General features: G+C 70.8%; 26 protein-coding genes. 17 read left to right on the forward strand and 9 right to left on the reverse strand.

Features of this window, described 5'->3' with window-relative positions:
• Positions 1-82 precede the first annotated feature (82 nt).
• The 3 genes from AC3WSN_RS22930 to AC3WSN_RS22940 form a co-directional block, all read right to left on the reverse strand.
• Complete coding sequence (locus AC3WSN_RS22930; protein ID WP_492541092.1) at positions 83-325, reverse strand: hypothetical protein; 243 nt, start codon at positions 323-325, stop codon at positions 83-85.
• A gap of 80 nt (positions 326-405) precedes the next feature.
• Entirely contained in the window at positions 406-1,953 is a 1,548-nt protein-coding gene (gene hisS, locus AC3WSN_RS22935; protein ID WP_492541094.1) for a histidine--tRNA ligase, read from the reverse strand.
• 280 nt (positions 1,954-2,233) lie between these two features.
• Positions 2,234-2,737 carry a DUF3429 domain-containing protein gene (locus AC3WSN_RS22940; protein WP_492541096.1) on the reverse strand — a complete coding sequence of 168 codons (504 nt, stop codon included), beginning with the start codon at positions 2,735-2,737 and terminating at the stop codon, positions 2,234-2,236.
• A 391-nt stretch (positions 2,738-3,128) separates the two neighbouring features.
• On the opposite strand from AC3WSN_RS22940, the gene rho reads away from it, so the two are divergent.
• The 9 genes from rho to AC3WSN_RS22985 all read left to right on the forward strand — a co-directional run bounded on the left by rho (position 3,129) and on the right by AC3WSN_RS22985 (position 11,577).
• Entirely contained in the window at positions 3,129-4,469 is a 1,341-nt protein-coding gene (rho, locus tag AC3WSN_RS22945; RefSeq protein WP_192710449.1) for a transcription termination factor Rho, read from the forward strand.
• 371 nt (positions 4,470-4,840) lie between these two features.
• Positions 4,841-5,452 carry a Maf family protein gene (locus tag AC3WSN_RS22950; protein ID WP_492541098.1) on the forward strand — a complete coding sequence of 204 codons (612 nt, stop codon included), beginning with the start codon at positions 4,841-4,843 and terminating at the stop codon, positions 5,450-5,452.
• 11 nt (positions 5,453-5,463) lie between these two features.
• The gene (locus tag AC3WSN_RS22955; RefSeq protein ID WP_192710447.1) at positions 5,464-6,447 is read left to right on the forward strand and encodes a cation diffusion facilitator family transporter; all 984 of its coding nucleotides are present in this window, start codon (positions 5,464-5,466) and stop codon (positions 6,445-6,447) included.
• Entirely contained in the window at positions 6,444-7,322 is an 879-nt protein-coding gene (locus AC3WSN_RS22960; RefSeq protein WP_492541100.1) for a shikimate dehydrogenase, read from the forward strand. The genes AC3WSN_RS22955 and AC3WSN_RS22960 overlap by 4 nt, the downstream gene beginning before the upstream one ends.
• Positions 7,323-7,345: 23 nt before the next feature.
• A complete protein-coding gene (gene coaE, locus AC3WSN_RS22965; protein ID WP_492541102.1) occupies positions 7,346-7,984 on the forward strand; it encodes a dephospho-CoA kinase in 639 nt (212 codons plus the stop codon).
• 65 nt (positions 7,985-8,049) lie between these two features.
• A complete protein-coding gene (locus AC3WSN_RS22970; protein WP_192710444.1) occupies positions 8,050-8,271 on the forward strand; it encodes a hypothetical protein in 222 nt (73 codons plus the stop codon).
• Positions 8,272-8,414: 143 nt separating this feature from the next.
• Positions 8,415-9,137, forward strand: coding sequence for a DNA polymerase III subunit epsilon (gene dnaQ / locus AC3WSN_RS22975; protein ID WP_238195968.1), 723 nt, complete (start codon positions 8,415-8,417; stop codon positions 9,135-9,137).
• Between the two features lie 206 nt (positions 9,138-9,343).
• Positions 9,344-10,552: an extracellular catalytic domain type 1 short-chain-length polyhydroxyalkanoate depolymerase gene (locus AC3WSN_RS22980; protein WP_492541105.1), complete on the forward strand. Its 1,209-nt coding sequence runs from the start codon at positions 9,344-9,346 to the stop codon at positions 10,550-10,552.
• 146 nt (positions 10,553-10,698) lie between these two features.
• On the forward strand, positions 10,699-11,577 hold the full coding sequence (locus tag AC3WSN_RS22985; protein WP_492541107.1) for a TIGR01459 family HAD-type hydrolase: 879 nt from the start codon (positions 10,699-10,701) through the stop codon (positions 11,575-11,577).
• Positions 11,578-11,599: 22 nt separating this feature from the next.
• Here AC3WSN_RS22985 and AC3WSN_RS22990 read toward each other — a convergent pair whose 3' ends face one another.
• The gene (locus AC3WSN_RS22990; protein WP_492541109.1) at positions 11,600-12,241 is read right to left on the reverse strand and encodes a dienelactone hydrolase family protein; all 642 of its coding nucleotides are present in this window, start codon (positions 12,239-12,241) and stop codon (positions 11,600-11,602) included.
• A gap of 325 nt (positions 12,242-12,566) precedes the next feature.
• Here AC3WSN_RS22990 and AC3WSN_RS22995 point away from each other — a divergent pair, with 325 nt between their 5' ends.
• The 5 genes from AC3WSN_RS22995 (at position 12,567) to AC3WSN_RS23015 (ending at position 16,069) form a co-directional block, all read left to right on the forward strand.
• Positions 12,567-13,391 (forward strand): 2-keto-4-pentenoate hydratase, encoded by an 825-nt coding sequence (locus AC3WSN_RS22995; RefSeq protein ID WP_492541111.1) that lies wholly within the window; start codon positions 12,567-12,569, stop codon positions 13,389-13,391.
• 101 nt (positions 13,392-13,492) lie between these two features.
• Positions 13,493-13,732 carry a hypothetical protein gene (locus tag AC3WSN_RS23000; protein WP_192710438.1) on the forward strand — a complete coding sequence of 80 codons (240 nt, stop codon included), beginning with the start codon at positions 13,493-13,495 and terminating at the stop codon, positions 13,730-13,732.
• A gap of 128 nt (positions 13,733-13,860) precedes the next feature.
• Positions 13,861-14,775: a LysR family transcriptional regulator gene (locus AC3WSN_RS23005; protein WP_492541113.1), complete on the forward strand. Its 915-nt coding sequence runs from the start codon at positions 13,861-13,863 to the stop codon at positions 14,773-14,775.
• A gap of 117 nt (positions 14,776-14,892) precedes the next feature.
• Positions 14,893-15,639, forward strand: coding sequence for an SDR family NAD(P)-dependent oxidoreductase (locus tag AC3WSN_RS23010; protein WP_492541115.1), 747 nt, complete (start codon positions 14,893-14,895; stop codon positions 15,637-15,639).
• A gap of 31 nt (positions 15,640-15,670) precedes the next feature.
• Entirely contained in the window at positions 15,671-16,069 is a 399-nt protein-coding gene (locus AC3WSN_RS23015) for a (R)-mandelonitrile lyase (RefSeq protein WP_192710435.1), read from the forward strand.
• Between the two features lie 110 nt (positions 16,070-16,179).
• Here AC3WSN_RS23015 and AC3WSN_RS23020 read toward each other — a convergent pair whose 3' ends face one another.
• Both AC3WSN_RS23020 and AC3WSN_RS23025 read right to left on the reverse strand, forming a co-directional pair.
• Positions 16,180-16,884 (reverse strand): response regulator, encoded by a 705-nt coding sequence (locus AC3WSN_RS23020; protein WP_192710434.1) that lies wholly within the window; start codon positions 16,882-16,884, stop codon positions 16,180-16,182.
• Complete coding sequence (locus AC3WSN_RS23025; RefSeq protein ID WP_492541118.1) at positions 16,881-17,465, reverse strand: MarR family winged helix-turn-helix transcriptional regulator; 585 nt, start codon at positions 17,463-17,465, stop codon at positions 16,881-16,883. Before AC3WSN_RS23025 ends, AC3WSN_RS23020 begins: the two co-directional genes overlap by 4 nt.
• A gap of 177 nt (positions 17,466-17,642) precedes the next feature.
• Between AC3WSN_RS23025 and copM the strand changes: the two genes are divergently transcribed.
• The 3 genes from copM (at position 17,643) to AC3WSN_RS23040 (ending at position 19,926) form a co-directional block, all read left to right on the forward strand.
• Entirely contained in the window at positions 17,643-18,062 is a 420-nt protein-coding gene (gene copM, locus AC3WSN_RS23030; protein ID WP_492541120.1) for a CopM family metallochaperone, read from the forward strand.
• A gap of 152 nt (positions 18,063-18,214) precedes the next feature.
• Entirely contained in the window at positions 18,215-19,582 is a 1,368-nt protein-coding gene (locus tag AC3WSN_RS23035; RefSeq protein WP_492541122.1) for an 8-oxoguanine deaminase, read from the forward strand.
• Between the two features lie 86 nt (positions 19,583-19,668).
• On the forward strand, positions 19,669-19,926 hold the full coding sequence (locus AC3WSN_RS23040; RefSeq protein WP_492541124.1) for a type II toxin-antitoxin system prevent-host-death family antitoxin: 258 nt from the start codon (positions 19,669-19,671) through the stop codon (positions 19,924-19,926).
• An 89-nt stretch (positions 19,927-20,015) separates the two neighbouring features.
• Here AC3WSN_RS23040 and AC3WSN_RS23045 read toward each other — a convergent pair whose 3' ends face one another.
• The 3 genes from AC3WSN_RS23045 to AC3WSN_RS23055 form a co-directional block, all read right to left on the reverse strand.
• A complete protein-coding gene (locus AC3WSN_RS23045) occupies positions 20,016-21,689 on the reverse strand; it encodes a formate--tetrahydrofolate ligase (protein ID WP_192710429.1) in 1,674 nt (557 codons plus the stop codon).
• A gap of 449 nt (positions 21,690-22,138) precedes the next feature.
• Positions 22,139-24,007 (reverse strand): tetratricopeptide repeat protein, encoded by a 1,869-nt coding sequence (locus AC3WSN_RS23050; protein ID WP_192710428.1) that lies wholly within the window; start codon positions 24,005-24,007, stop codon positions 22,139-22,141.
• Positions 24,008-24,288: 281 nt separating this feature from the next.
• Positions 24,289-25,962, reverse strand: coding sequence for an electron transfer flavoprotein-ubiquinone oxidoreductase (locus tag AC3WSN_RS23055; protein ID WP_492541127.1), 1,674 nt, complete (start codon positions 25,960-25,962; stop codon positions 24,289-24,291).
• Positions 25,963-26,019: the final 57 nt, after the last annotated feature.

A 26,019-nucleotide genomic window follows, 5' to 3' on the forward strand; every position in this document is an offset into this window, starting at 1 on the left:
CACCGGGCCGGCGCGCCGCGCAGGACTGCGCAGTCCCGCGCCGGGACCCGATATCCGCTACGGAATCAAGGACGTGACCGGCTCAGAGCGGCCGGAGGCTGCCGAGGCGCGCCCCGCGCGGACGCCGGGCCGGCTTGCGGCGGGCAAGCACGGTCACGGCGGGCGCCCCGGCGATCCCGGCGCTCAAGATCGGCGCGCTTCCGGTCCCGGGGGTGGCCTGCGCGACGGCGCTGGGCAGCCGGTCGAGGACCGGCCGGGCGGCCCAGGCGGGTCCTGCGCCGGCGCAGATCAGGCCGAAGGACAGGATGAGGATCTTCGTGCGCATCCCGCCATCTCCACGGCATCGACCGACGACAACGCCGCCGGAGCCCCTGCGTTCGATGTGCGGTTCGATGCGCGCGTGTCTCAGATCTCCGTTGACGGAAAATGCCGGGCCAGCACGGCGCGGACCTGCGCCACCATGTCGGCCTCGGGGCACGAGACCTGCGCGGGCCGCGCCGCCTTCCACTCGGCGTTGCTGGCGATGGACTCGGCCGCCTGGGCGCCCGCGATCAGGTCCTTGATCTGGACCTCGCCGGCCAGGCGCTCGTTCGAGCCCTGGATGATGGCCACCGGGGCGCGGCGGCGGTCGGCGTACTTCATCTGTGCCTTCATGCCGGCGGCGCCGAGGTAGGGCTCGGCCCGGATGCCGTCGGCGCGCAGGAGCGCGACGAGCCGCTGGTAATCGGCCATGTTCTCCCGGTCGAGGACCAGCACCACCACCGGTCCGGGCGCCTCGGCACCGGCGATCAGGGGGCTGCCCACGAGCTGGAGCGCCGAAAACAGCCGTGAGACGCCGATCGAGAAGCCGGTGGCCGGCACCGGCTCGGCCCGGAACCGCCCGACGAGGCCGTCGTAGCGCCCGCCGCCCGCCACTGAGCCGAAGCGCACGGTCTGGCCGTCCTCGTTGGTGACGGGAAACGTCAGCTCGGCCTCGTAGACCGGGCCGGTGTAGTATTCGAGGCCGCGCACCACGCTCGGATCAGCCCGGATCACGTCGTGGCCGTAGCCGGCGGCGGCGCAGAGGCGCATGATCGCGTGCAGTTCGGCGATGCCCTCCCGGCCGGTCTCCGAATCGCCGACCGCGTCGTGCCAGCCGGCGAAGAACTTCTCCCAGAACGCCACCTTGTCGGCGCCATCCGCGGCATCGGCCTGGAACGACACGTAGGCGAGGATCCGGCCGACCGCCGTGGCGTCGAGGCCCGCGCCCTTGGTGAAGTCGCCGCTCTCGTCCTTGCGGCCGGCGCCGAGGAGGTCGCGCACCCCGTCGACGCCGAGCCGGTCGAGCTTGTCGATCGCCCGCAGGACCGTGAGGCGCTGGCCGGCCTTGTCGGGACCGGCGAGCCCGATCGCCTCCATGACGCCGTCGAGCACCTTCCGGTTGTTGACCTTGACCACGTACTGGCCGCCGAGCCCGAGGCGGTTCAGCGTGTCGGCCATCAGCATGCAGGTCTCGGCATCGGCCGCGACGCTGCCAGCGCCGACGATGTCGGCGTCGAACTGCATGAACTGGCGGAAGCGGCCCGGCCCCGGCTTCTCATTGCGGAACACGTAGCCGGTCCGGTAGCTGCGATAGGGCTTGGGCAGGGCGTCGTAGTGCTCGGCCACGAACCGGGCGAGCGGCGCCGTCAGGTCGTAGCGGAGCGACAGCCACGCCTCGTCGTCGTCTTGGAACGAGAACACGCCGGCGTTCGGGCGGTCGAGGTCGGGCAGGAACTTGCCCAGAGCCTCGGTGTACTCGACGAAAGGCGTCTCCAGGGCCTCGAAGCCGTAGAGCTCGAAGCTCTTGCGGATCGTCTCCAGCATCCGGCCCTGCGCGGCGATCTCGCCGGCGCGCCGGTCGACGAAGCCACGCGGCAGGCGGGGCTTCAGGGTCTCGGCCTTCTCGGCCTTAGGTGTGTCGGCCTTGGACATGTGCGCGCGTTCGCTTCCCGCGGACCCGGAGCCTGGGTCCGGCATCGGATCTGAGTCGTCTCCGCCGGGCGGAGATCCTGGGGCCGGGCTCTAGAGCATGCGATCGGAAAGGGGAATTCGGTTTCCGAAGGCTCTCGGCGCAAGGCCATCGCCGCTATCGCGCACGGGACGTACCGTCATGGGGCCAGGGCGCTTGGGTGTCAGGATCCGGCGCGCCGGCGTGTCTGGATCCCAGGCTGCGCTGCGCGGCCCCGGGATGACGGTGCGGAAGCGGGGTCGATCAGTACGGCGCCGTCAGCTTGAGCCAGAGCAGGGCCGCGAGGCTGATGACGGCGATCGGCATCTGCAGGGGCCGCAGCCGGGCATGGGCGAGCGGCACCTCGCCGGAGCGCGCCGCGATCGGGTCGAGGATCCCGATCAGGGCGTAGCCGAGGATCAGCATCGCCAGCGCCGGCACGGCCTTGCCCATCACCGCGGCGAACAGGCTGAACAGGCCGAGCGCGTACAGGACCAGCATCGTCACGATCTGCGAGGCCTGCGGGCCGCCCTCGGTCCGGAAGCTGACGCCCCGGTGGACACCGGCCAGGAACAGCAGGATCGAGGCCGCGTAGAGCAGGGTGAACAGGGCCACCAGATAATCGAGGGGCTGCCCGTTCAGCCACCACGCCGCGGCGGCGCCGACCGCGATCGGCACCATCGGGCCGAAGCCGAAGACGATGTCGAGCCACGGGATCCGGCGCGGCTCGTGCGTGGTCAGGGTGCGTCCGGTGACGTCGTCGCGCATGGGAGTCGGGCGGGGCTTTCAGGGCGGAGATCTGCTGCAGTGCAGCGCCGGGACGGGCAACGGTCGCGCGCCGGCACGGTTCCGGAACCGGCCCGAAAGCCGTCTCCCGGCGTCGGCCTGTCTAGCGCCGGCGGAGCGTCGCGGCGAGCCCCGGAAGCGGGCCGCGCGGGGGCCTTGAGGTCGGGGAAAAAAGGCGTTATCTGTGCGGGGCCCTCATCACAAGGTCTGCGCCGCAGCGCGCCCGTGAGCCTTGAGGGTCCTGCCAAATCGGTTTCGCCACCCTGATCCACGGGCCCCTCGCCGCAGCGCGGCCCGCCCTTCAGCGCCCGTCCCCCGGGTGCTTGGCACAGAACCGGCCCTCCCACCTTCTTCGTCGGTTGCAAGACACCCCATGACGCCACACCCCGACGACCTCGCCGATATCGAGACCGTGGAGCCGGCCGAGATGCCGGCCGCCCTCGTCGGCGTCCGCGAGGTCAAGCTCCAGGACCTCAAGTCGAAGACGCCGACCGACCTGACGGCCTTCGCCGAGGAGGTCGAGGTCGAGAACGCCTCGACCATGCGCAAGCAGGAGCTGATGTTCGCGATCCTGAAGCAGCTCGCTGCCAAGGAGGTCGAGATCATCGGCTCGGGCACCGTCGAGGTGCTGCAGGACGGCTTCGGCTTCCTGCGCTCCTCCGACTCGAACTACCTGCCTGGCCCGGACGACATCTACATCTCGCCGACCCAGATCCGCCGCTTCGGCCTGCGGACCGGCGACACCGTCGAGGGCCCGATCCGCGGCCCCAAGGACGGCGAGCGCTACTTCGCGCTGCTCAAGGTCAACACGATCAACTTCGAGAACCCCGAGAAGATCAAGCACAAGGTCCACTTCGACAACCTGACGCCGCTCTTCCCGACGAAGCGCTTCAAGCTCGAGCTGGACAACCCGACCAAGAAGGACTTCTCGCCGCGGATCATCGACATCGTGGCACCGATCGGCAAGGGCCAGCGCGCCCTGATCGTGGCGCCGCCGCGCACGGGTAAGACCGTGCTGATGCAGAACATCGCCCAGTCGATCACCTTGAACCATCCCGAGTGCTACCTGATCGTGCTGCTCATCGACGAGCGGCCCGAGGAGGTCACCGACATGCAGCGCTCGGTGAAGGGCGAGGTCATCGCCTCGACCTTCGACGAGCCGGCCACCCGCCACGTGCAGGTCGCCGAGATGGTGATCGAGAAGGCCAAGCGCCTCGTGGAGCACGGGCGCGACGTGGTGATCCTGCTGGATTCCATCACCCGCCTCGGCCGCGCCTACAACACGGTGGTGCCGTCCTCCGGCAAGGTGCTGACCGGCGGCGTGGACGCCAACGCCCTGCAGCGGCCCAAGCGCTTCTTCGGCGCCGCCCGCAACATCGAGGAGGGCGGCTCGCTCTCGATCATCGCCACCGCGCTGATCGACACCGGCTCGCGCATGGACGAGGTGATCTTCGAGGAGTTCAAGGGCACCGGCAATTCCGAGATCATCCTGGACCGCAAGGTCTCCGACAAGCGCATCTTCCCGGCGATCGACATCACCCGCTCCGGCACCCGCAAGGAGGAGCTGCTGGTCCCGCCGGATTCGCTCAAGAAGACCTACGTGCTGCGCCGCATCCTCAACCCGATGGGCGTCACCGACGCGATCGAGTTCCTGCTCGACAAGCTGCGCCAGACCAAGAGCAACGGCGACTTCTTCGACTCGATGAACACCTGAGGCGGCGGTCAACGGCCATCCCAACCCGCACCCTCATCCTGAGACGCGGCGAAGCCGCCTCGAAGGAGGGCTCCGGGGCTCGCGGCGCTGTCTGGAGGCCTCCTTCGAGGCCTCCGCTGCGCTCCGGCACCTCAGGATGAGGTGGTGGGTCGGACGGCCGGTGCGCCTCTGCCTCTGTCCCGCCGCGGTACGAAAACCAGCGGCTGGGCAATACACCCGTTGACTGTCTCCTAACCGGTCCCTGCCAAGGTCCTATTCGGGCGCCAGGTTGCGTATCGGCGCCGCGACAGCCCCGCCGCCCGGTCGATCCCGGCGGCGGGGCTCGTCGCAGCCCGGCTTGCACACACGCCCGGATCCGTGACACTGGCGCGATGCCCCGCTCGCCCTGGACCGGCTCGGCCCCGCTCCTCCTCGCCTCGACCAGCCCGACCCGGCGCCTCCTGCTGGAGAGCGCCGCCCTGCCGGTCGAGATCGCGTCGCCCGATGTCGACGAGCGCGCCCTGGAGGCGGCGCGCGCCGGCCTGTCCCCGCCCGAACTCGCCCTGGTGCTCGCCCGCGCCAAGGCCGAAGCGGTGGCGGCACGCTTCCCGGGGCGGGTCGTGCTCGGCGCCGACCAAGTGCTCGATTGCGACGGCACCGTGTTCCACAAACCGGCCGATGCCGAGGCCGCCCGGGCGCAGCTCGCCCGCCTGTCCGGCCGGACCCACGCCTTGCATTCCGCCGTGGTCCTGGCCGGGGCGGTGCGGGACGCCTTCGTGGAGACCGCCCGGCTGACCCTGCGCCCCCTCGATGACCGGGCGATCGCGGCCTATGTGGAGTGCGCCGGCGCGGAGCGCGTGCGGGCGAGCGTCGGCGGCTACCAGCTCGAAGGGCCGGGGATCCACCTGTTCGAATCGGTGGCCGGGGACCACAGCACCGTGCTGGGCCTGCCGCTGCTGCCGCTCCTCGCCCGCCTGCGCGCCGCCGGCTACTTGGCCTTCTGAAGGAGCAGCTTTTGGCCGGACACGACCATTCGCATGGCGGCCATTCACACGGCAGCCACGGGCACGGCGGTCATGCCCATGGCGGCCACGCGCACGCACACGCGCCAAAGGATTTCGGCACGGCCTTCGCCATCGGCATCGTGCTCAACACCGCCTTCGTGGTGGTCGAGGCGGCCTACGGCTACCTCAGCAACTCCATGTCCCTCGTGGCCGATGCCGGCCACAACCTGTCGGACGTTCTGGGTCTCGCGGCGGCCTGGATCGCCGCCATCCTGGTGCGCCGGCGGGCCACCGCACGCTTCACCTACGGCTATCGCGGCTCCTCGATCCTGGCCGCCCTGTTCAACGCCGTGTTCCTGCTGATCGCCATGGGGGCGGTGATCTGGGAGGCGCTGGTCCGGCTGGTCCACCCCGAGCCCGTGGCGGGCACGACCGTGATGGTAGTGGCCGCGATCGGGATCCTGGTGAACGGCCTGACCGCGTGGCTGTTCGCCAGCGGCGCCAAGGGCGACATCAACGTCCGCGGCGCCTTCCTGCACATGGCGGCCGATGCCGCGGTCTCGGCCGGCGTCGTGGTGGCCGGCCTCGTGATCCAGCTCACCGGCCTCGCTTGGCTCGACCCGGCGGTCAGCCTCGTGATCGCGGCCCTGGTCGTCTGGGCGACCTGGGGCCTGCTGCGCGACAGCGTGGCCATGTCCCTCGACGCCGTGCCGCCGGAGATCTCCCCGGACGCGGTGACGGGCTTCCTCCTCGGCCGGCCCGGCGTCGCCGGCCTCCACGACCTGCATATCTGGCCCATGAGCACCACCAGCGTCGCCCTGACGGTCCATCTCGTGATGGCAGAGGGTCATCAGGCCCACCGCCTGCCCGGCAACGGCTTCCTCGCCGAGACCGCCGAGGGCCTGCGCGCGCGTTTCGGCATCGGCCACGCGACCCTGCAGATCGAGGAGGCCGGCGGCCCGGCCTGCCGCCTCGCGCAGGATTGCGCGGCATGAGCGAGTCTCCGAGCGCTCTGCCTGACGCGCGCGGCACCGAGCGCCGCGCCTTCGTGGTCGGCCACCCGATCGCGCATTCGCGCTCGCCGCTGATCCACGGCCACTGGCTCGCCGAGCACGGCATTTCCGGCTCCTACGAGCGCCTGGACGTGGCACCGGAGGCATTCTCGGCGTTCGTCCGGGCCCTGCCCGCCTCCGGCTACCGGGGCGGCAACGTCACCATCCCCCACAAGGAGGCGGCCTTCGCGTTGGCCGACACGCTCACGCCGCGGGCGAAAGCAATCGGGGCGGTCAACACCCTGGTGGTCGAACCCGACGGCCGGATCCGCGGCGACAACACCGACGCGCCGGGCTTCTGCGCCCATCTCGACCAGAGCCTGGGCGCGGCCTGGCCGGAGCGCGCGGGCGGCACCGCCGTGGTGCTCGGGGCCGGCGGCGCCGCGCGGGCGATCGTGGTCGGCCTCGCCGAGCGCGGGGTCCGGCGCATCCGGGTTGCCAACCGCACGGCGTCCCGGGCCGAGGCGGTGGCGGCCCTGGCGCCGGGCATCGGCGAACCCCTCGCCTGGGACGACCTGCCGGCGGCGCTGGCGGGGGCCGGGCTCCTGGTCAACACCACGGCGCTCGGCATGAAGGGGCAGCCGCCCCTCGTCCTCGACCTCGCCCCGATGCCGGCGGACGCGGCCGTGGCCGATATCGTCTACGCGCCCCTGGAGACGGACCTCCTCGCCGCCGCGCGCCGGCGCGGGCTCGCGGCCGTGGACGGGCTCGGTATGCTGCTGCACCAGGCGGTGCCGGGCTTCGAAGCCTGGTTCGGCCTGCGCCCCGCGGTCACCCCGGCCCTGCGCGACCGGATCGTGGCGGATCTCGCACCATGAGGCCGAAGGCCGGATCTCACCCGATGAGGCCGAAGGCCGGTTCCGGGCCCGTCATCCTCGGGCTGACCGGTTCGATCGGCATGGGCAAGTCGGCCACCGCGGCGATGTTCGCGCGGCTCGGCGTCCCGGTCCACGACGCCGACGCCGCCGTCCACGCCTTCTACGGGCCCGGCGGCGCGGCCGCGGCGGCGATCGGACAGACCTTTCCCGGCGTGCTCGACGCGGAAGGCGGCGTCGACCGAACCCGGCTGCGCGCCGCCGTGCTCGACGCACCGGACCGGATGGCGGCCCTGGAGGCGATCGTCCACCCGCTGGTCCGGGCGGCGAGCACGGACTTCCTGGCCCGGTACGCGGACGCGCCCCTCGTCGTCCTCGACATCCCGCTCCTCTACGAGACCGGCGGCGCGGGCCGCTGCGACGCGGTCGCCGTGGTGAGCGCCCCGCCCGAAATTCAGCGCGCCCGGGTCCTGGCCCGTCCCGGCATGGATGAAGCGGCCTTCGCGGCGATCCTGGCCAAGCAGATGCCCGATGCCGAGAAGCGCGCCCGGGCGGATTTCGTCATCGACACGAGCCGGGGTTTCCCCGCCGCCGAGGCCGCGGTGGCGCGGATCGTGGCCGCGCTCACGGAGAGGCGTGCGCCGCCGCACCGGGCCGGCGGGTGATCCGGCCGCGCCCTTGCCTATCTGCAGGTGCAGTGCGGGGGTGAACCGAGCGCAGGATAGACGGCATGGCGCGGCGTTTCAGAAGGATCGGTCCGGTTCGCTCCGGCGGCGTCGTGGCGACGATCCTGGCTGCCATGCTGGCGCTGCCCGCCGCACCTGCCCAGGCCCAGTACGCCACTGCCTGCCCGCCGCCGAAGAAATTCGCCGCGGGCGCCTGCGTCACCGCCTGTCCGGCCGGGTACGAGGACCAGGGCCGCGTCTGCGTCTACCGCAACATGTCCCGGTGACCGGCAGACCGAGCTTGTGCGACCGTGATCGGTCTCGGCATAACCTTCGCTGGAGCAACTGCCCTGCGGTGAGAGGCACGGGAGCTTAACCGCGCCGGGCTATCGGGCTAGAATCCGTCTCTCACCTGCGAGCCGCGAGACCCATGCTGCGCGAGATCGTCCTCGACACCGAGACCACCGGCACGGAGGCGAAGGGCGGCGACCGGCTGATCGAGATCGGCGCCGTCGAGCTCCTCAACCACATCCCCACGGGCCGGACCTTCCACCGCTACTGCAACCCGCAGCGGGCGGTCTCCGAGGGTGCGTTCAACGTCCACGGCCTGTCCGACGCGTTCCTGTCCGACAAGCCGGTCTTCGCCGAGATCGTCGGCGAGCTGCTGGACTTCCTCGCCGACGGGCGCCTCGTCATCCACAACGCGCCCTTCGACGTCGGCTTCCTCAACATGGAATACGCGCGGCTCGGGGACCGCGCCCCGCCGCCGATCCGGTTGGAGGACGTGGTCGACACCCTGCCGATGGCCCGGCGCAAGCACCCGGGGGCGGCCAACAATCTCGACGCCCTCTGCTCCCGCTACGGCATCGACAACACCAAGCGCACCAAGCACGGGGCGCTCCTCGACGCGCAGATCCTCGCGGAGGTCTATGTCGAGCTGCTCGGCGGCAAGCAGACCAGCCTCGGGCTGCTCGCGGCGGAGGTCGCCGCTCCCGTCGCCGGATCGGCGGCGCGACAGACGAGTTCCGCAACGCCCCGCCCCTACCGCAGCCGGCTGACCGAGGCGGAGCGCGCCCGTCACGACAGCTTCCGGGCCAGCCTCGGTCCCGCCGCGATCTGGGCCGATTACATCGGCGCGGACGACCCCGCCTGATCCGCCGACCTCTCCGCGTGACGCCGGATCAGGAGACCGCAGGGTTGCGCCGGGGGCTGTTGCCGCAGCGCACATCGGCGTTTATTGCAATGCACAATACGGGGCCGACGTCCCATCTGGCGAGCGGGTGAGGATCGGCCCTGCGGCGGCGCAGACGTGCCGGGCCTGACCGCGGCAGCAATCCTGAGGCAACGAGGCGCGCACGCATGACCGAGGATTTCGGCAGCCGCGACGAGAAGGGCGGCGCTTCGCCGTTCACCGACATGATCGAGGCCACCCGCCTCACCGGCCTCGGTCGCCTGGAGGAGGCGACCGCCCTGATCCAGCGCAGCCTCGCGGGTCAGAAGGCTGCGCCCCCCGCCACCACCCCCGCCGGCGAGAACCGGGCCGAGACCGCGCGGAGTGCCGCGCCGGAATCCGGCGCCCGGGTGCGCGAGGTGATGGGCGAGGTGGTCGGTCAGGTCGTGCGCGGCCTCGCGCCGGTGCTGAAGGGCCTCGGTCATCCCCTGCGGCAGCCCGCGCCGGCCGACGAGCGGAAATCGGCCGCCGGCAGCGGCTTCGTGCCTTTGAGCTACACCGATGCCGCCGGCAGCCGCGACTACAAGCTGTTCATCCCAAGCCATCCGGAGGCGTCGGCGCCGCTGATCGTGATGCTGCACGGCTGCACGCAGAACCCGGACGATTTCGCCGCCGGCACCGGCATGAACGCCCTGGCCGAGCGTGCGGGCGTGTTCGTTGCCTATCCGGCCCAGAGCCGTCAGGCCCACGCGCAGCGCTGCTGGAACTGGTACGAGCCGCGGGACCAGGCCCGCGGCTCCGGCGAGCCGGCGATCATCGCGGGGCTCACCCGCGCGGTGATGGCCGAACATCCGATCGACCCGGCCCGGGTCTACATCGCCGGCCTGTCGGCGGGGGGCGCGGCCGCCCTCAACATCGCCCGCGCCTATCCGGACCTCTACGCCGCCGTGGGCGTCCATTCGGGCCTCGCGGCCGGCTGCGCCCGCGATCTCGGCTCGGCGCTGATGGCCATGCAGGTCGGCGCGCCGGGTCTCGGCACGACGACGCCGTTCGGCGCCCCGGCCGCGGCGACGCGGGTGCCGACGATCGTCTTCCACGGCGAGGATGACGGCACGGTGAGCGTGCGCAACGCCGATCAGGTCCTCGCGCAGGCGAGCATCGCCGGGCTGACGGCGCGGTCCGAGACCATCGAGGGTCGCGGCCATCCCTTCACCCGCACCCGCTACCTGGACGAGACCGGCCGGGCCGTGGTCGAGGATTGGCGGGTGCGCGGCGCCGGCCACGCCTGGTCGGGCGGCCGCCCGGAGGGCAGCTACACGGATCGCGAGGGACCCGACGCCTCCCGCGCCATGCTCGACTTCTTCGCCGAGCACCGGCTGGGCCCGCAACGCCGGTAACGGGTTTCCAAAGGGCCGCGGCCTCTGGCGGGTTGCCGGGGCGGAGCCCTGGCCTCTGAACGGGCTTCGCCCGCTTGCAGGGCTCCGCCCTGCACCCGCAAAAGGTCCCGGACCTTTTGAAACCCGAGAAATTTCCACGGACCATCATGACCGCCATCCCGACCCTGAACGGCCTCGCCGAGATCGCCGACCGGTACGACCTGATCCTCTGCGACGTCTGGGGCGTGCTGCATGACGGCCAGAAGGCCCATACGGCCGCCGGCGAGGCGCTGATCCGCTTCCGTACTCTCCCCGGCGACCGGCCCCGCCGGGTGGTGCTCGTCTCGAACGCGCCCCGGCCCGGAGACGGCGTCGGCCGCATCCTCGACCGGTTCGGGGTGCCGCGGGAGGCCTACGACGCGATCCTGACCTCGGGCGACCTCACCCACGACCTGATCGCCGCCCGCCCCGGCGCCCGGATCCGGCATCTCGGGCCGGAGCGCGACCTCGGCATCTTCCGGGGGCTCGATCTCAGCCTCGTCCCGGAGGCGGAAGCCGACCTGATCGTCTGCACCGGCCTGTTCGACGACCGCAGCGAGACCGCGGACGATTACCGGCCGGAGCTCGAGCGCCTCGCCGCCCGCGGGCTGACGCTGATCTGCGCCAATCCCGATCTCGTGGTCGAGAGCGGCAACCGGCTGATCCCCTGCGCGGGCCTGATCGCGGCGGCCTACGCGGAGATCGGCGGCGCGGTGGTCTATGCTGGCAAGCCGCACCGCCCGGTCTACGAGGCGGCGCTCGCCAAGGGGCGTGATCTGGGTGGCGCGCCCGTCGATCCGGCCCGGGTGCTGGCGATCGGCGACGCGATCCGCACCGATATCGCCGGCGCGCGGGGCTTCGGCATCGCGAGCCTGCTGGTGGCCCGGGGCATCCACGCGGAGGAACTCGGCGTCACGGCCGAGCACCACCGGCTTGGCGACGTGGCGGACTGGCTCGGGCAGCAGGCGGTGCACCCGGACGCGGTGATCGAGCGGCTGGTCTGGTAGCGGCCCGCGCGGGCGACCCCGCTCACCCGCTGCGGGAAAGCGTCCGGTCGAACAGGGCCAGCATCGCCGTCCAGCCGCGCGCTGCGGCGGCCCGGTCGTAGACCGGGAAATCCGGCATCATCCAGCCATGCGCGGCGGGGTAGGTCTCCGCCCCGTAGCGGGTGCCCGCCGCCGACAGCGCCCCTTCCAGCCGCTCGGCCATCTCGGGCGGGTAGCTGCCGTCGTTCTCGGCCGCCGCGATGTAGAGCTCGGCCTTCAGCTGCGGCGCGAGGCGGTGGGGGCTCGCCGGATCGTCGGTGGCGAGATTGCCGCCGTGGAAGCTCGCCGCGGCCGCGAACCGGTCGGGATAGGTCGCGGCCGTGGTCAGCGCCATGCGGCCGCCCATGCAGAAGCCCACCGCCCCGACCTTCCGGCCGGCGACGTCGCCGCGCGTGTCGAGATAGGCGAGCAGGGCGCCGGTATCCGCCGCCGCCTTGACGGCGTCGATCGTGGCCATCAGCGGGCCCAGGATCGCGCGGAAGTCGCCCTTGAACACCTCCGCGGGCACGAACGGCGCGTAGGGTCCGTAGCGGTAGAACAGGTCCGGCAGCAGCACGACGTAGCCGCCGGCCGCGAGCTGCCGCGCCATGTCGACCAGGGGCGGCCGGATGCCGCCGGCATCCATTTAGAGGATCACGGCGGGGCAGGGTCCGGCGCCGTCCGGCGTGACCACCTGCGTCGGGCACACGCCGTCCCGGGTCTGGATCGCGACGTGCTCAACGCGCATGCGGTGTTCCTCACCGGGGGCCGGACCCTTCTGCGCCCGGCCGCCGGAAACCGCCAGGGGGCGATCGTGGCCGACCGGTCCGGTTTGTCGCCGGCCCGTTCCTGGCCGATGGTCCCCGCGCGTCGTACCGCCGCGTCTCCGGCGCGACGCTGCGGATCCCGAGCCACATGGCCCAACCCCACCTGGCCCAACCCCACATGGCCCAACCAAGAAAGCGGTGCCGATGACCGAGCCTCTCTCTGCCGCGCACCACGCCCGGACCATCCTGACCGCGCACGAGCATCGCCGCCAGATCCCGCCGCTGACCGGGTGGGATCGGGCCCTCGACCTGCCGGCCGCCTACCGGGTAGCCGAGGAGGTCCGGCGCCTGCGCGCCGCGCGGGGCGAGCGGGCCATCGGCCGCAAGATCGGCTTCACCAACACGACGCTCTGGGACCGCTACGGCGTCCACGCGCCGATCTGGGGTCACGTCTACGACACCACCCTGCGCGACCGGGACGCGCTGCCGGGTCCGGTCGCTCTGGCGGCCTTCGTGGAACCCCGGATCGAGGCCGAGATCGTGTTCGGGCTGGCCCGCGCGCCCGAGCCCGGCATGGACGCACAGGCCCTGATCGGCTGCCTCGACTGGGCGGCCGCCGGCTTCGAGATCGTGCAGTCGCTCTATCCCGGCTGGCGTTTCGCGGCCCCCGACACGGTCGCGGCCTTCGGGCTGCACGGGCTGCTGGTGGTCGGCGAGCGCGTGCGGATCGCCCCCGCGGACCGGAAGGCCTGGATCGGCCGCCTCGCGAATTTCACCGTCGACCTGCTGCGGGACGGGGCGGTCGCGGACCGGGGCGGCGGCCGGAACGTCCTCGGCACCGGCCCCCTCGCGGCCCTTGGCCATCTCGTCGATGTGCTGGCTAACGATCTGGACGCCCCGCCGCTCGCGGCCGGCGAGATCGTCACCACCGGCACCCTGACCGACGCGCTGCCGATCGCCTCTGGGCAAAGCTGGCGCGCGCGGCTCGACGGGCTGCCGCTTCCCGGCATCGACCTTGCGATGATCTGAAGAGCCCGGTGCGGGTTGGTGTAGGATAGTGGTGCTTCTTCCGGAGCGGCTGCCGGAATCAGGCATTGGCGATAGTTAGCCGACATGCCACATGCGGAAACATGCCTGGTCGCCCGCGGAGACGTTACACGGCCTTCCTCGTCTCCGTCGCGGCGGAACGGTCGCGCGGCAACGGGTCGGGCACCCTCGTCTACGCGGTGATGAAGCCCGGTCCCGAGGAGGCGCTGGAGGCGGTGCGCGCACGGGTCGATCCCCAGGCCGCCCTGGCCATCGTGGGCAGCCTGTCGACCCGGATCGCCAAGGCGCTCAAGCTGAAACCCGACGAGCCGCGCCCGGTGTGACGCCCTAGGCCTCTATCCCCTTCGAGTCTGAACCCATTCGGGTTGAGCGTGAGGTGGCTGCTTCCGAGCCATCGCGGTCATGACGCGATACGAATTGCTTTCCCGCGAGCAGACACTCCACTGGCCGGATGCGGATCAATCGAGCCGAACTAGCTGATCTCGGAACCTTCCTCGCCATCGCACGCCACCGAAGCTTTCGGCGTGCGGGTCTGGAGCTTGGCGTCAGCGCCTCTGCGCTTAGCCACGCGCTCAAGGCGATGGAGGCGCGCCTCGGCGTCCGCCTCGTCAACCGCACCAGCCGCAGCGTCACACTCACGGCGGCAGGAGAAGATCTGCTCGTTTCGCTGGATGCGCCATTCGCGGCCATCGGCTCCGCGCTCGATGTGCTCAACCAGCACCGTGAACCGACGAAAGCGACCGGACGGATCCGCCTCAACGTGCTCGAACATGCGAGCACGTTGCTGCTCGCCCCGGTGCTGCCCCTCTTCCATGAACGGCACCCGAGGATCGAGATCGACGTTCGGGTGTCCAACGACCTGCTCGATGTCGTGGATACCGGCGCCGATGCAGGCATCCGCTACGGCGGGACCGTCCCTCAGGACATGATAGCTCAACGCCTGTCCGCCGATTTGCGCTGGGTCGTGGTCGGCTCTCCAGCCTATCTCGATCTGCACGGCACGCCCGAACATCCGAGTGACCTCGCGGCTCACCGATGCCTGCGCATTCGCCTCGGCGACGAGAGCCTGTACCGGTGGGAGTTCGAGAGGAAGGACGAGGCCATCGCGCTTGATGCCCCAGGCGCCGTGACGCTCGACAACACGCAATTCGCCCTGTCGCTCACGGTGTCCGGCGGCGGCCTCGCCTATCTCCCGGAGGCGTGCGTCGGCCCCTCGATCGCTCGCGGCGAGCTTCGCGTCGTTCTAGCGGATTGGGCCCCTCTTGGGCCCGGCTTCCACATCTACTATCCCGGCCGTCGCCAACTTCCGACAGGTTTGCGACTCTTCATAGACGTGATCCGCGAGGTGAAGCCGCTCGGCCTGTAGCGCCGGCGTCCTCCGACGATGAGCACCGCTCATCGCTTCGTTGAGGGCCGAGCGGCTGATCGTCGGCCTGCGCGATGTCTAGGTCTGGTCCAGCAGGATCAGCCGAGAGATCGAGACATGCATCGCTTCACCGGGAGAACCGCGTTCATCACAGGCGCGGCCAGCGGCATCGGCCGTGCCTCGGCCATTGCGTTCGCGCGAGAAGGCGCGCGGGTGGCGATCACCGACCGCACGGAGGGTGCACTCGACCAGCTTCGCACCGACATCGAGGCGGCGGGCAGCGAAGTCCTCGCGATCCGGTGCGACGTGTCGGTGCCGGAGGACGTCGAGGAGGCGGTCGCCAAAACCGTCGAGCGGTTCGGCCGCCTCGACTGCGCCTTCAACAACGCCGGCGTCGAGAACAAGGCCGCGCCCGTCCACGAGATCGCCCTTGACGAATGGGACCGCATCCTGGGCATCAACCTGCGCGGCACGTTCGTGTGCATGAAGCACGAGATCGCGCAGATGCTGCGCCAGGGCGGCGGCGTGGTCGTCAACACCTCGTCCGGCGCCGGTATCCGGGGCGTGGCGGGCGGCGCGAGCTATGCTGCCTCGAAGCATGCCCTGATCGGCCTCACCAAGTCGGCCGCTCTTGACTACGCGAAGGCGGGCATCCGGGTGAATGCCGTCCTGCCCGGAAACATCGAGACGCCGATGATGGACCGCTTCACTGGCGGCGACATCCAGAAGGCGATCGACCTTGAGCCGGTTGGCCGGCTCGGCAAGCCCGAGGAGATCGCCGAAGCCGTCCTCTGGATGTGCTCGGACCTCGGTGCGTTCGTCACAGGTGCATCGATCTCTGTCGATGGCGGCTGGTCGCTCTGACGTTTACTGCGAACGATGGAGGATAGGTCTCATGGACATCAAGCGCAGCGGAACTCAACCCTCGGGCGCGGGGCCCAGTGAATGGTTCACCGGTACGGTGCGGATCGATCCGCTTCACAGCGCGCCAGATCCGGCCCGCGTCGCGATGGCTAGCGTGACATTCGAACCGGGCGCACGGACGGCATGGCACACGCACCCGCTTGGCCAGACGCTGATCGTCACGTTCGGGCGCGGATGGGTTCAGCGCGAGGGCGGCCCCATCGAGGAGATCGCACCGGGCGACGTCGTCTGGTTCGAGCCGGACGAGAAGCATTGGCACGGCGCCAGTGCGAACACGGCGATGACGCACATCGCGATCCAAGAGCGTCTCGACGGCAAGGCCGTGACATGGATGGAGCAGGTGACCGAAGGGGAGTATTCCGGGTCCTGAACGCGGGCGACGAGGTCCGCTTTCGGCGATACGACGCCAAGAGCGGACCGGCGGGTTTCCACCCCTCTCGGACATCACCCCGGCTAAGCCGATGTCGCTCAGACCCGTCCTCAATCCACCGCCAGCCGGTAGCCGACGCCCCGGACCGTCTGCAGGAACAGTGGGTTGGCGGGATCGACTTCGGTCTTGCGGCGCAGGCGGTTGATCTGGACGTCGACCGTGCGCTCCATGGCCGCCCCGCCGGAGCCGGCGAGCTGCTCCCGCTCGACATTGCCGCCCCCGGCCATGGCCAGGATCGTCAGGATCTCGCGCTCGCGGTCGGTGATGCGGATCAGCTCGTCATCCCGGCGCAGCTCGCCCCGGTCGATCCGGAACGCGAACGGCCCGAAGGTCACGGCCTCGGCGGCCGCCGCACGCGGGCGCACGCCGCGCTGGATGATGTTGTTCAGCCGGAGCGTCAGCTCCCGGGGCTCGAAGGGCTTGGGCAGGTAATCGTCCGCGCCGATCTCCAGGCCCATCACCCGGTCGTTCGGGTTGGAGCGGGCGGTGAGCATCAGGATCGGCACCCGGGAGGTCTCGCGCACGCTGCGGGCGTAGTCGAAGCCGTTCTCGCCGGGCATCATCACGTCGAGCACCATCGCGTCGAACACGACGCTCTGGGCCCGGGCCCGGGCCTCGGCGGCGCTCGCCGCCGTGGTGACCCGGAACCCCTGGTCGGTGAGGTAGCGGGCGAGCAGGTCGCGCAGGCGGCGGTCGTCGTCGACCACGAGGACGTGCGGCGCCTCGTCGGGCAGCTCGGCCCGGGCGGCCGTCACGCGCCGCCCCCGCCGGTCGCGCGGAAATCGGCCGCGCGCGGGTCGGCTGCACGGGTATCGGCCGCGCTCCCGCGCCGCGCCATCAGGCGCTGGACCGCCGGGCGGTCCTCCGGCTCGATCATCGCCATCAGGAAGTCCTCCGGGGAGCCCCGCGCGTCCGGTGCGGCGAGGGCCCGGGCGAGGCGGCGCGCCTGGACCCGCGTGAGGTCGGCCGCGAGCCCGGCGCCGGCCTCCGTGCAGTACAGGAGGCGCTGGCGCCGGTCGCTCGAACCCGGCTTCTGCGCGATGTAGCCCTGCCCGATCAGGTCCTTGAGCACCCGGTTCAGGCTTTGCTTGGTGATGCGCAGGATGTCGAGGAGTTCGGCGATGGTCAGGCCCGGATAGCGGTCGACGAAGTGCAGCACCCGGTGGTGGGCCCGGCCGAAGCCGTAATCCGCCAGGATCCGGTCGGGATCGCCCACGAAATCCCGGTAGGCGAAGAACAGGAGCTCGATCAGGTCGTCGCTGCCGAGGGTCGCCGGTGGGGCGCCCGGGACGGGCTTGGCCGCGAAGGACCCTTCGCGCGGGGCTGTCCGTGTCACGGCGCGGCCGCTCCCAACGGGTGATAGGTCAGTCTTCGTGACGTTTCCCAAGCACGGCCGGGCCCGTCAACCCTGATCGCCGCCGATCGGTGTCGCGACGTTGACCTTGCCACTATGGCAAGCCCCAGCGTGCCCGAATCGACGCTGGATCGGCACGTGTGCGGAGGGGAAACAGGCATGCGACATCTTGGGCCGGCCCTGGGCCTCGGGCTCGTTCTGACCGCGAGCACGGCCCTCGCCCAGCATTCAGCTCACAGTTCGTCCGCACATGGACCCGGGGGCGACCCGCCGGCGACGCAGGGCTTCAAGGCCGCGCACGGCGCGATGATGCGCGCCATGGCGGTCCCCTATACGGGGGATCCCGACGTCGATTTCCGGCTTCAGATGATCCCGCACCACCAGGGCGCGATCGCGATGGCGCAGGTCGCCCTCGTGCACGCGACCGATCCCTGGACCCGTCAGCTCGCCGAGGCGGTCATCGTCGAGCAGCAGCGCGAGATTGCCGAGATGGAGGCCTGGCTCACCCGGCGGGGCGTCGCCGTGCCGGCCGGCGGGGCGCCGCAGCACGTCCTGACGGCGGAGTCGTTCCGGAGCTAGTCTGCCGAGGCCGGGACCCGCGCGGAGATGCGCGGCCAGTCCTGGGCACCGGGCGCAGGCATCCGCTAGCGCGCCGCGCCCGGCGCAGGCTTGCCGGAGGTCGGATCGCTCCGCTACGCATCCCGGGTTGGGCGGACGGAGCGACCGAGAGCATGGCCGAGGCAGCTGAACCGGGCCCGCGCCGCCTGTGGATCCGCGATCCGCTCGCCATTCTGGCCGAGGGGGCCGGCGGCGGGGTGGTGGTCGCGGGAACCCGGATCGTCGAGCACGTGCCGGCGGGTGCCCGTCCCGCAGCGCCCGTCGACGAGACCTTCGACGCGTCGCGCCACGTGGTCATCCCCGGGCTGATCAACACCCACCATCACGCCTTCCAGACGCTGACCCGCGCGCATCCGCTCGCGATCAACAAGCCGCTCTTCCCCTGGCTGAAGGCGCTCTACACGGTCTGGGGGCGGATCACCCCGGAGGCGTTCCGGCTCGCCACGCAGGTGGCTTTCACCGAGCTGCTGCTCTCGGGCTGCACCACCGCGGGCGACCACCATTACCTGTTCCCGAAGGGCCTGGAGAATTCGATGGACGTCCAGGTCGCGGAGGCCCGGGCCCTCGGGATCCGCGCCGCCATCACCCGCGGCTCCATGAGCCTGTCCGACCGGGAGGGCGGCCTGCCCCCTGCGGCGCTGACGCAGGACGACGACACGATCCTCGCCGATTGCGAGCGGGTGCTGAACCTGTTCCACGATCCCGCCCCGGGCGCGATGGTGCAGGTCGCGCTCGCGCCGTGCTCGCCCTTCGCGGTGACCAAGCGCCTGATGTGCGAGAGCGCCACGCTGGCCGCCCGGCACGCGTGCCGGCTCCACACCCATCTCGGCGAGACGCTGGACGAGGACGAATACTGTCAGTCGATGTTCGGCTGCCGGCCGGTGGAGTATCTGGAGGAGGTCGGCTGGCTGAGCGACCGGGTCTGGCTCGCCCACGGCATCCACTTCACCGATGCCGAGGTCGCGCGCCTGGGCAAGGCCGGCGTCGGCGTGTGCCACTGCCCGACCTCGAACATGACTCTGGCGTCGGGCCGCTGCCGCACCTGCGACCTGGAGGCGGCGGGTTCGCCCGTCGGCCTCGGGGTCGACGGCTCGGCCTCGAACGACAGCTCGAACCTGATGGAGGGCGTGCGCCACGCGCTGATGATCAACCGGCTGACCTACGGGGCCGAGACCGTGACGCATCTCGACGCCCTGCGCTGGGCGACCGAGGGCTCGGCGGCGTGCCTCGGCCGCTCCGATATCGGCCGGATCGCGCTGGGCCGGGAGGCCGACCTGGCGCTGTTCACCCTGGACGAACTACGCTTCTCCGGCGCCCACGACCCGCTGGCGGCCCTGGTCCTGTGCGGCGCCACCCGGGCCGACCGGGTGATGGTGGCGGGTCAGTGGCGGGTGATCGACGGGCAGCCGCTCGGGGTCGATACCGGGCTGCTGCGCGAGGCCCATTCTCGGCTGGCGGTGGACTTGTTCGGGGGTGCCTAAGTCCCGGCTTCAAAAGGCCACGACCTTTTGCGGGTGCAGGGCAGAGCCCTGCGGACAGCGCGCGAATCTTGGACGGGGCGGCGAACATGGCAATCACCACCCTGACGAGCTCAGCCTTCGATCAGGATACCGAACGCGCCAAGAAAGCAGCAGCCGGTGGACCTGTGTTCATTACGGATCGCGGCCAGCCCACTCATGTCCTGCTCAGCTTCGCCGAGTACCGGCGACTCATGGGACAGGAGCCCCATTTCGTTGAGACCCTGGGGTGGCCGGAGGGCGTCGAAGATATCGCGATCGATTTCCCGCGTTCCAGCCCTCTGCCCGAGACAGCCGATCGCCCCTGACTGCCTCAGCGACAACCGGTATGTCCCTGCTGAACCTCTGGGACGGTCCTGCGCGGCCTTGAGCCACCCTCGAAGGCCGCGCAGGATCCTCAGAACAGCCCGTCGATCTGCCCGTTGGCATCCAGCCGGATCGTGTCGGCGGCCGGCACCCGGGGCAGGCCCGGCATGGTCATGATCTCCCCGCAGATCGCCACCACGAAGCCGGCGCCGGCCGAGAGCCGGACGTCGCGCACGCCGACGATGTGGCCCTCGGGCGCGCCCATCAGGGTCGGGTCGGTGGAGAACGAGTACTGGGTCTTGGCCATGCAGATCGGCAGGTGGCCGTAGCCGTCCTTCTCGAAGGTGGCGAGCTTGCCGGCGGCCTTGGTCTCGATCTGGATGTCGGCGGCGCCGTAGAGCTTGGTGGCGATCGCCCGGATCTTGTCGGTGAGGCGGCTCTCGGTCTCGTAGGCGTGCCGGATCGGCGCCGGCTCGGCCTCGCTGAGCTTCACCACCGCGCGGGCGAGCTCCTCGGCGCCGGCGCCGCCCTCGGCCCAGTGGCGACAGGTGATCGCCTCGACGTCGAGGCGCTCGCGGCACAGCTCTTTCAGCTTGGCGTGCTCGGCGTCGGTGTCGGCGTGGAAGTGGTTGACGCCGACCACCACCGGCAGGCCGAAGCCGCGCAGGTTGGTGACGTGCCGGGCGAGGTTGGCGAACCCCTTCTCCAGGGCGTCGATATTCTCGCCGCCCAGGTTCTTCTTGTCGACGCCGCCGTGCATCTTGAGGGCGCGGATCGTCGCCACGACCACGACGGCCGAGGGGACGAGGCCAGCCTGCCGGCACTTGATGTCCAAAAACTTCTCGGCACCGAGATCGGCGCCGAAGCCGGCCTCCGTCACCGTGTAGTCGGCGAGCCGCAGGCCGGCCCGCGTGGCGATCACCGAGTTGCAGCCATGGGCGATGTTGGCGAAGGGGCCGCCATGGATCAGCGCCGGGTTGCCCTCGAGCGTCTGCACGAGGTTCGGCTGCAGGGCGTCCTTGAGCAGCACCGTCATGGCGCCGGTGGCCTTCACGTCCTTGAGGGTGACGAGCTTGCGGTCGCGGGTTTCGGCGATGACGATCCGGCCGAGGCGCTCCTCCAGATCGGCGAGGTCACGCGCGAGGCAGAACACCGCCATCACCTCGGACGCCACCGTGATGTCGAACCCGTCCTCGCGGGGGAAGCCGTTGGCGACGCCGCCGAGCGACTGGGTGATCTGGCGGAGCGCGCGGTCGTTCATGTCGACGACCCGGCGCCAGTGGATGCGGCGGACGTCGATGTTGAGCTCGTTCGCCCAGTAGACGTGGTTGTCGATCAGCGCGGCCGCGAGGCTGTGGGCCGACGTGATGGCGTGGAAGTCGCCGGTGAAGTGCAGGTTGATCTGCTCCATCGGCACGACCTGCGCCTTGCCGCCGCCGGCGGCGCCGCCCTTCATGCCGAAGCACGGCCCGAGCGAGGGCTCGCGCAGGCAGATCATGGTCTTCTCGCCGATGCGGTTCAGGGCGTCGCCCAGACCCACCGTGGTGGTGGTCTTGCCCTCGCCGGCCGGGGTCGGAGAGATCGCGGTGACCAGCACGAGCTTGCCGGGCTTCCGGCTCTCCAGCCCGGCGATGTAGCCGTGGTCGATCTTGGCGATGTGCTTGCCGTAATTGTGGAGCGCGTCATCCGGGATGCCGAGCCTTTCGGCGACCTGCGCGATCGGCTTCAGGGTCGCGGCGCGGGCGATCTCGATGTCTGACGGCATGGGCGTTCCCTCCCTGGATTGCGGGCTCGGCGCCCGACCGCCGGCTGTTGCCGTGCGGGTGACCGGTCGTGCGGGCAGCCGCCCGCGAACGGCTGCGCACTGTGCGTCAAACCGTTCAGAAATGCGCGTCGATTTTTATGAGGTGGCCGACAAAATACTCTTGTCGATCCGGAAAGGATGGTCGCCCCGCCTCACAAGGGCTGACGGCGGCACGCTTAGGAAAATCCGTCTCCCTGTTGGCCGTCTACGGCCGGAGATCCACGCCGTCATTTCGGGACGCCGAAGGCGAGCCCAAAATCCAGAACCGCGCTCGGTGCCGGATCTTGGCGGGTCGGCGGCTCTGGATTCCGGGCTCCGCTGCGCGGCCCCGGAATGACAGGAGGAAGCGGCCGCGATGCGCCGGCACCGAGGAGAGAGTGAGCGATCCGAGAAGGACGGGCGCGGCTCCGTCAGCCCCCCGACTTCTTGGCCTTGTCGGCGGCGCCCGGCGCCTCGTGCGGCTGCGGCGCGCCCTTCGGCAGCTCCGGGTTCTCGGCGTTGTGCGGGGCGGCGACCGGGGCCGGCACAGTCTCGGCGGTGGCGGTCGGCTTCTCGATGTCGGGCAGGCCGTCCTTCAGCTTCGTGTTGATCTGCGCGAGGTCGTCCGGCTCGGGGTTCAGATCCTTGGCGTGCTGCCACTGGAACTTGCCCTCAAGGCGCCGGCCGGAGCGCCAGTAGGCGTCGCCCAGATGGTCGTTGATGGTCGGATCGCCGGGCTTCAGCTCGACCGCCTTCTCCAGTTCGCGCACCGCGTCGTCCCAGCGGCCAAGGCGGAAATAGGCCCAGCCGAGGCTGTCGACGATCATGCCGTCGCGGGGGCTCGCGTCGGCGGCCTGTTGCAGCAGCTTGAACGCCTCGTCGATGTTGGTGTTCTGGTCGACCCAGGAATAGCCCAGGTAGTTCATCACCTGCGCCTTGGCGGCCGGCTGACTGGCCGGCACCAGGGACAGGGCCTTCTTCAGGTCGGCCTCGGCCTTCGGCCATTGCTTGGCGCGCTCGTAGGCGGTGCCGCGGAAGTAGTAGGTCGTCCAGTAATTGGATTGCGGCCGGTCGCCGATCAGGTCGATGGCGCGGGTGTAGGTCGCCGCCGCCTCCTCGTACTTCTTGCGCGCGCGCTGGACGTTGCCGAGCGCGGTGATCACGTCGATGTCGTCCGGATGCGCCTTCATGGTGGCGTCGAGATGCTCGAGCGCCTCGTCGCCCTTGCCCATCTGCTCCAGGTTCTGGCCGATCTGGATATCGCCGTTGAGCTTGAGCGGGGAATTGGCGGGAATCTGCGCGTAGGCCTCGTTGGCGCGCTCGGGCTGCTTCATCCGGTCGAGGGTGTCGGCCAGCGTCAGCCGGGCGAGGGCGTGGTCGGGGGCGAGGTAGAGCGCCAGCCGCAGGTAGATCACGGCGGGCAGCTCGTCGCCCTGCGTCGAGCCCGCGGAGCCCAGCCCGTACAGCACCTCGGCGGCGCCCTCCTGGGCGTTGCCGATCAGGCGCGTGAGCGGCTTGCCGGCCTTGAGCTTGTCCAGGGCGTCGCGCACCAGCGGATGGCGGGGCGAGAGCTGGTCGAAATCGGAATAGGCCTGGATTGCCAGGTCGGTGCGGCCGAGGCTCGCCTCCATCCGCGCGTAGGCATCGACGATGCGCAGGGTGTTGCGGTCGGCCTCATAGGCCGCCTTCAGGCGGCGCTCGGCCTCGGCATTGTCGCCGGTCACCGCCGCGATCAGGCCGGCATGGTAGTCACGGAACGTGTTGTAGTAGCGCTCGCCGCGGAGCTTGTTGACCGTCTCCAGAGCCTTCTTGCCGTCACCGGCGCCGGCATACGACCAGGCGGTGAGCAGCGTCGCGGTGAGGTCGGTCGCAGCACCCCGGCCGCTGCGCGAAAAATTCTGGCGTGCGGCGGCCCATTGGCCGGCCTTGATCTGGCGCACCCCGAGGGAGAGGTTGGCGAGCCCGTTGGTCGGATCGCGGGCGATCAGCTTCTCGGCGGTGCGGAACGCGTCCGGCAGGGCGCCGTCGGCCAAGAGCGAGATGAAGGCGCGCTCGACGAGTTCCGCGTTGCGCGGGTCGGCCTTGACCGCCTCGCGGTAGAAGGTCGCCGCCGCTGCCGTGTCCCGGGACGCGCCCGCGATGTAGGCGGAGAGGAAGTTGCCCTCCAGCGAATCCGCGGGCTCGTAGTCGAGCACCGGGGTCGATTCCCTCGGCTGCGCGGCGAGCCCGGTCTGCGGAAGCCCGGCGGCGAGCAGCAGGGCGAGCGCCGAAACGCTCCGGCGGGCGCGAGATGTCATCATGAACCGATCGCGGCTCCTGGGCGCCGGCTCGCAAGTGGGCCGGGCGCGAGAATGGCGGGGCGTCCCCGAAAAAACGCTGGGGACACTGAACCCATCCCGCCAGCCCCGCAAGGCGAAAGGATGGCGCGGGGGCGGATGCCCGGGTCGTCCGCCTTCCCGTCCTCGCGAGCGCAGCGAAGCGACCCAAGGCGGCGGGACTTCCCAGGACATCGCGGTTCCCTGGATCGCTTCGCTGCGCTCGCAAGGACGGGGTGCCTCGGCTCCTGGGCCGAGGGCGGCCCTCACATGTTCGGGTAGTTCGGCCCGCCCGGTCCCTCCGGCGTCACCCAGTCGATGTTCTGGTTCGGATCCTTGATGTCGCACGTCTTGCAGTGGACGCAGTTCTGCGCGTTGATCTGGTAGCGCACCCCGTCGCTGGCGGAGGAATCCTCCACCCATTCGTAGACGCCCGCCGGGCAGTAGCGGCCCGAGGGCCCGCCGTAGACGTCGTGCTCGGAGCGCTTCTGCAGCTCTAGGTCGCGGACCTTCAGGTGGGGCGGCTGGTCCTCCTCGTGGTTGGTGTTCGACAGGTAGACCGAGGACAGCCGGTCGAAGGTCAGCTTGCCGTCGGGCTTCGGGTAGACGATCGGCGTCACCTCCGAGAGCGGCTTCAGGCAGGCGTGATCCGGCTTGCCGTGGGACAGCGTGCCGAACGGCGAGGCGCCCAGCAGGCTCGTCGCCCACATGTCGATCCCGCCGAGGCCGACGCCCACCAGCGTGCCGTACTTGGACCAGAGCGGCTTGACGTTGCGCACCGCCTTGAGGTCCTGCCCGATCGGGCTGTCGCGCCAGCCGGCTTCGTAGGCGGTGAGCTCGTCGCCGGCGCGGCCCGCCTTCAGGGCATCGGCGATGGCGTCGGCCGCCTGCATGCCGGAGAGCACCGCGTTGTGCGAGCCCTTGATCCGCGGCACGTTCACGAAGCCCGCCGAGCAGCCGACCAGGCAGCCGCCGGGGAAGACCAGCTTGGGCACCGATTGCCAGCCGCCCTCCATGATGGCGCGAGCGCCGTAGCCGATGCGCTTGGCGCCCTCAAAGGTTTCGGCGATCAGCGGGTGGGTCTTGAAGCGCTGGAACTCCTCGAACGGCGACAGGGTCGGGTTCTCGTAGTTCAGGTGCGTGACGAAGCCGACCGAGAGCAGGTTGTCGTCGAAATGGTACAGCCAGGAGCCGCCGCCGGCCCGGTTGGGCAGCGGCCAGCCCATCGTGTGGCGCACCAGCCCCGGCTCGAACTTGCCGGGCGCGAGCTGCCACAGCTCCTTCACGCCGAGCCCGTACTTGAACACGTCGCTGTGCCGGTTGAGCTCGAAGCGCTGGATCAGGCCCTTGGTCAGGTTACCCCGGGCGCCCTCGCCGAACACCGTGTACTTGGCGCGCAATTCCATGCCGCGGGTGTAGTCCGCGCGCGGCTCGCCCGACCGGCCGATGCCGAGGTCGCCGGTGGCGACGCCCGCCACGGCGCCGTTGGCGTCGAACAGCACCTCGGAGGCCGGGAAGCCCGGATAGATCTCGACGCCGAGCGCCTCGGCCTGGGCCCCGAGATACTTGCAGACGTTCGACAGCGAGCCGACGAAATTTCCGTGGTTCGACATGAGCTTGGGGAAGAACAGGTTCGGCAGGGTGAGGCCGCTGTTCTTGGTGAGCAGCATGAACTCGTCGCGCTGCACCTCGGTCTTCAGCGGCCGCTCCGGATCGGTGCGCCACTCCGGCAGCAGCCGGTCGAGGCCGCTCGGGTCGATCACCGCCCCCGACAGGATGTGGGCGCCGACCTCCGAGCCCTTCTCGACGACGACGACGGAGATCTCCTCGCCGATCTCGGCGGCGCGCTGCTTCAGGCGGATCGCGGTGGCGAGCCCGGCCGGTCCGGCGCCGACCACGACCACGTCGAAATCCATGCTCTCGCGTTCGGGCAGCGCCATCCTCACGTTCCTTTTCTTGTTCCGGCGCCCGGTTCGTCGCCGGGCCGGCCTTCCTGA

The sequence above is a fragment of the Methylobacterium sp. FW102-HT35C08 genome, from assembly GCF_058790235.1.

Excerpts from the sequence above, each read along its gene's own strand:
- AC3WSN_RS22930 (WP_492541092.1), bottom strand. The coding sequence starts at position 325 with ATGCGCACGAAGATCCTCATCCTGTCCTTCGGCCTGATCTGCGCCGGC.
- hisS (WP_492541094.1), bottom strand. The coding sequence starts at position 1,953 with ATGTCCAAGGCCGACACACCTAAGGCCGAGAAGGCCGAGACCCTGAAG.
- AC3WSN_RS22940 (WP_492541096.1), bottom strand. The coding sequence starts at position 2,737 with ATGCGCGACGACGTCACCGGACGCACCCTGACCACGCACGAGCCGCGC.
- rho (WP_192710449.1), top strand. The coding sequence starts at position 3,129 with ATGACGCCACACCCCGACGACCTCGCCGATATCGAGACCGTGGAGCCG.
- AC3WSN_RS22950 (WP_492541098.1), top strand. The coding sequence starts at position 4,841 with ATGCCCCGCTCGCCCTGGACCGGCTCGGCCCCGCTCCTCCTCGCCTCG.
- AC3WSN_RS22960 (WP_492541100.1), top strand. The coding sequence starts at position 6,444 with ATGAGCGAGTCTCCGAGCGCTCTGCCTGACGCGCGCGGCACCGAGCGC.
- coaE (WP_492541102.1), top strand. The coding sequence starts at position 7,346 with ATGAGGCCGAAGGCCGGTTCCGGGCCCGTCATCCTCGGGCTGACCGGT.
- AC3WSN_RS22970 (WP_192710444.1), top strand. The coding sequence starts at position 8,050 with ATGGCGCGGCGTTTCAGAAGGATCGGTCCGGTTCGCTCCGGCGGCGTC.
- dnaQ (WP_238195968.1), top strand. The coding sequence starts at position 8,415 with ATGCTGCGCGAGATCGTCCTCGACACCGAGACCACCGGCACGGAGGCG.
- AC3WSN_RS22980 (WP_492541105.1), top strand. The coding sequence starts at position 9,344 with ATGACCGAGGATTTCGGCAGCCGCGACGAGAAGGGCGGCGCTTCGCCG.
- AC3WSN_RS22985 (WP_492541107.1), top strand. The coding sequence starts at position 10,699 with ATGACCGCCATCCCGACCCTGAACGGCCTCGCCGAGATCGCCGACCGG.
- AC3WSN_RS22990 (WP_492541109.1), bottom strand. The coding sequence starts at position 12,241 with ATGGATGCCGGCGGCATCCGGCCGCCCCTGGTCGACATGGCGCGGCAG.
- AC3WSN_RS22995 (WP_492541111.1), top strand. The coding sequence starts at position 12,567 with ATGACCGAGCCTCTCTCTGCCGCGCACCACGCCCGGACCATCCTGACC.
- AC3WSN_RS23000 (WP_192710438.1), top strand. The coding sequence starts at position 13,493 with ATGCCTGGTCGCCCGCGGAGACGTTACACGGCCTTCCTCGTCTCCGTC.
- AC3WSN_RS23005 (WP_492541113.1), top strand. The coding sequence starts at position 13,861 with ATGCGGATCAATCGAGCCGAACTAGCTGATCTCGGAACCTTCCTCGCC.
- AC3WSN_RS23010 (WP_492541115.1), top strand. The coding sequence starts at position 14,893 with ATGCATCGCTTCACCGGGAGAACCGCGTTCATCACAGGCGCGGCCAGC.
- AC3WSN_RS23015 (WP_192710435.1), top strand. The coding sequence starts at position 15,671 with ATGGACATCAAGCGCAGCGGAACTCAACCCTCGGGCGCGGGGCCCAGT.
- copM (WP_492541120.1), top strand. The coding sequence starts at position 17,643 with ATGCGACATCTTGGGCCGGCCCTGGGCCTCGGGCTCGTTCTGACCGCG.
- AC3WSN_RS23035 (WP_492541122.1), top strand. The coding sequence starts at position 18,215 with ATGGCCGAGGCAGCTGAACCGGGCCCGCGCCGCCTGTGGATCCGCGAT.
- AC3WSN_RS23040 (WP_492541124.1), top strand. The coding sequence starts at position 19,669 with ATGGCAATCACCACCCTGACGAGCTCAGCCTTCGATCAGGATACCGAA.
- AC3WSN_RS23045 (WP_192710429.1), bottom strand. The coding sequence starts at position 21,689 with ATGCCGTCAGACATCGAGATCGCCCGCGCCGCGACCCTGAAGCCGATC.
- AC3WSN_RS23050 (WP_192710428.1), bottom strand. The coding sequence starts at position 24,007 with ATGATGACATCTCGCGCCCGCCGGAGCGTTTCGGCGCTCGCCCTGCTG.
- AC3WSN_RS23055 (WP_492541127.1), bottom strand. The coding sequence starts at position 25,962 with ATGGCGCTGCCCGAACGCGAGAGCATGGATTTCGACGTGGTCGTGGTC.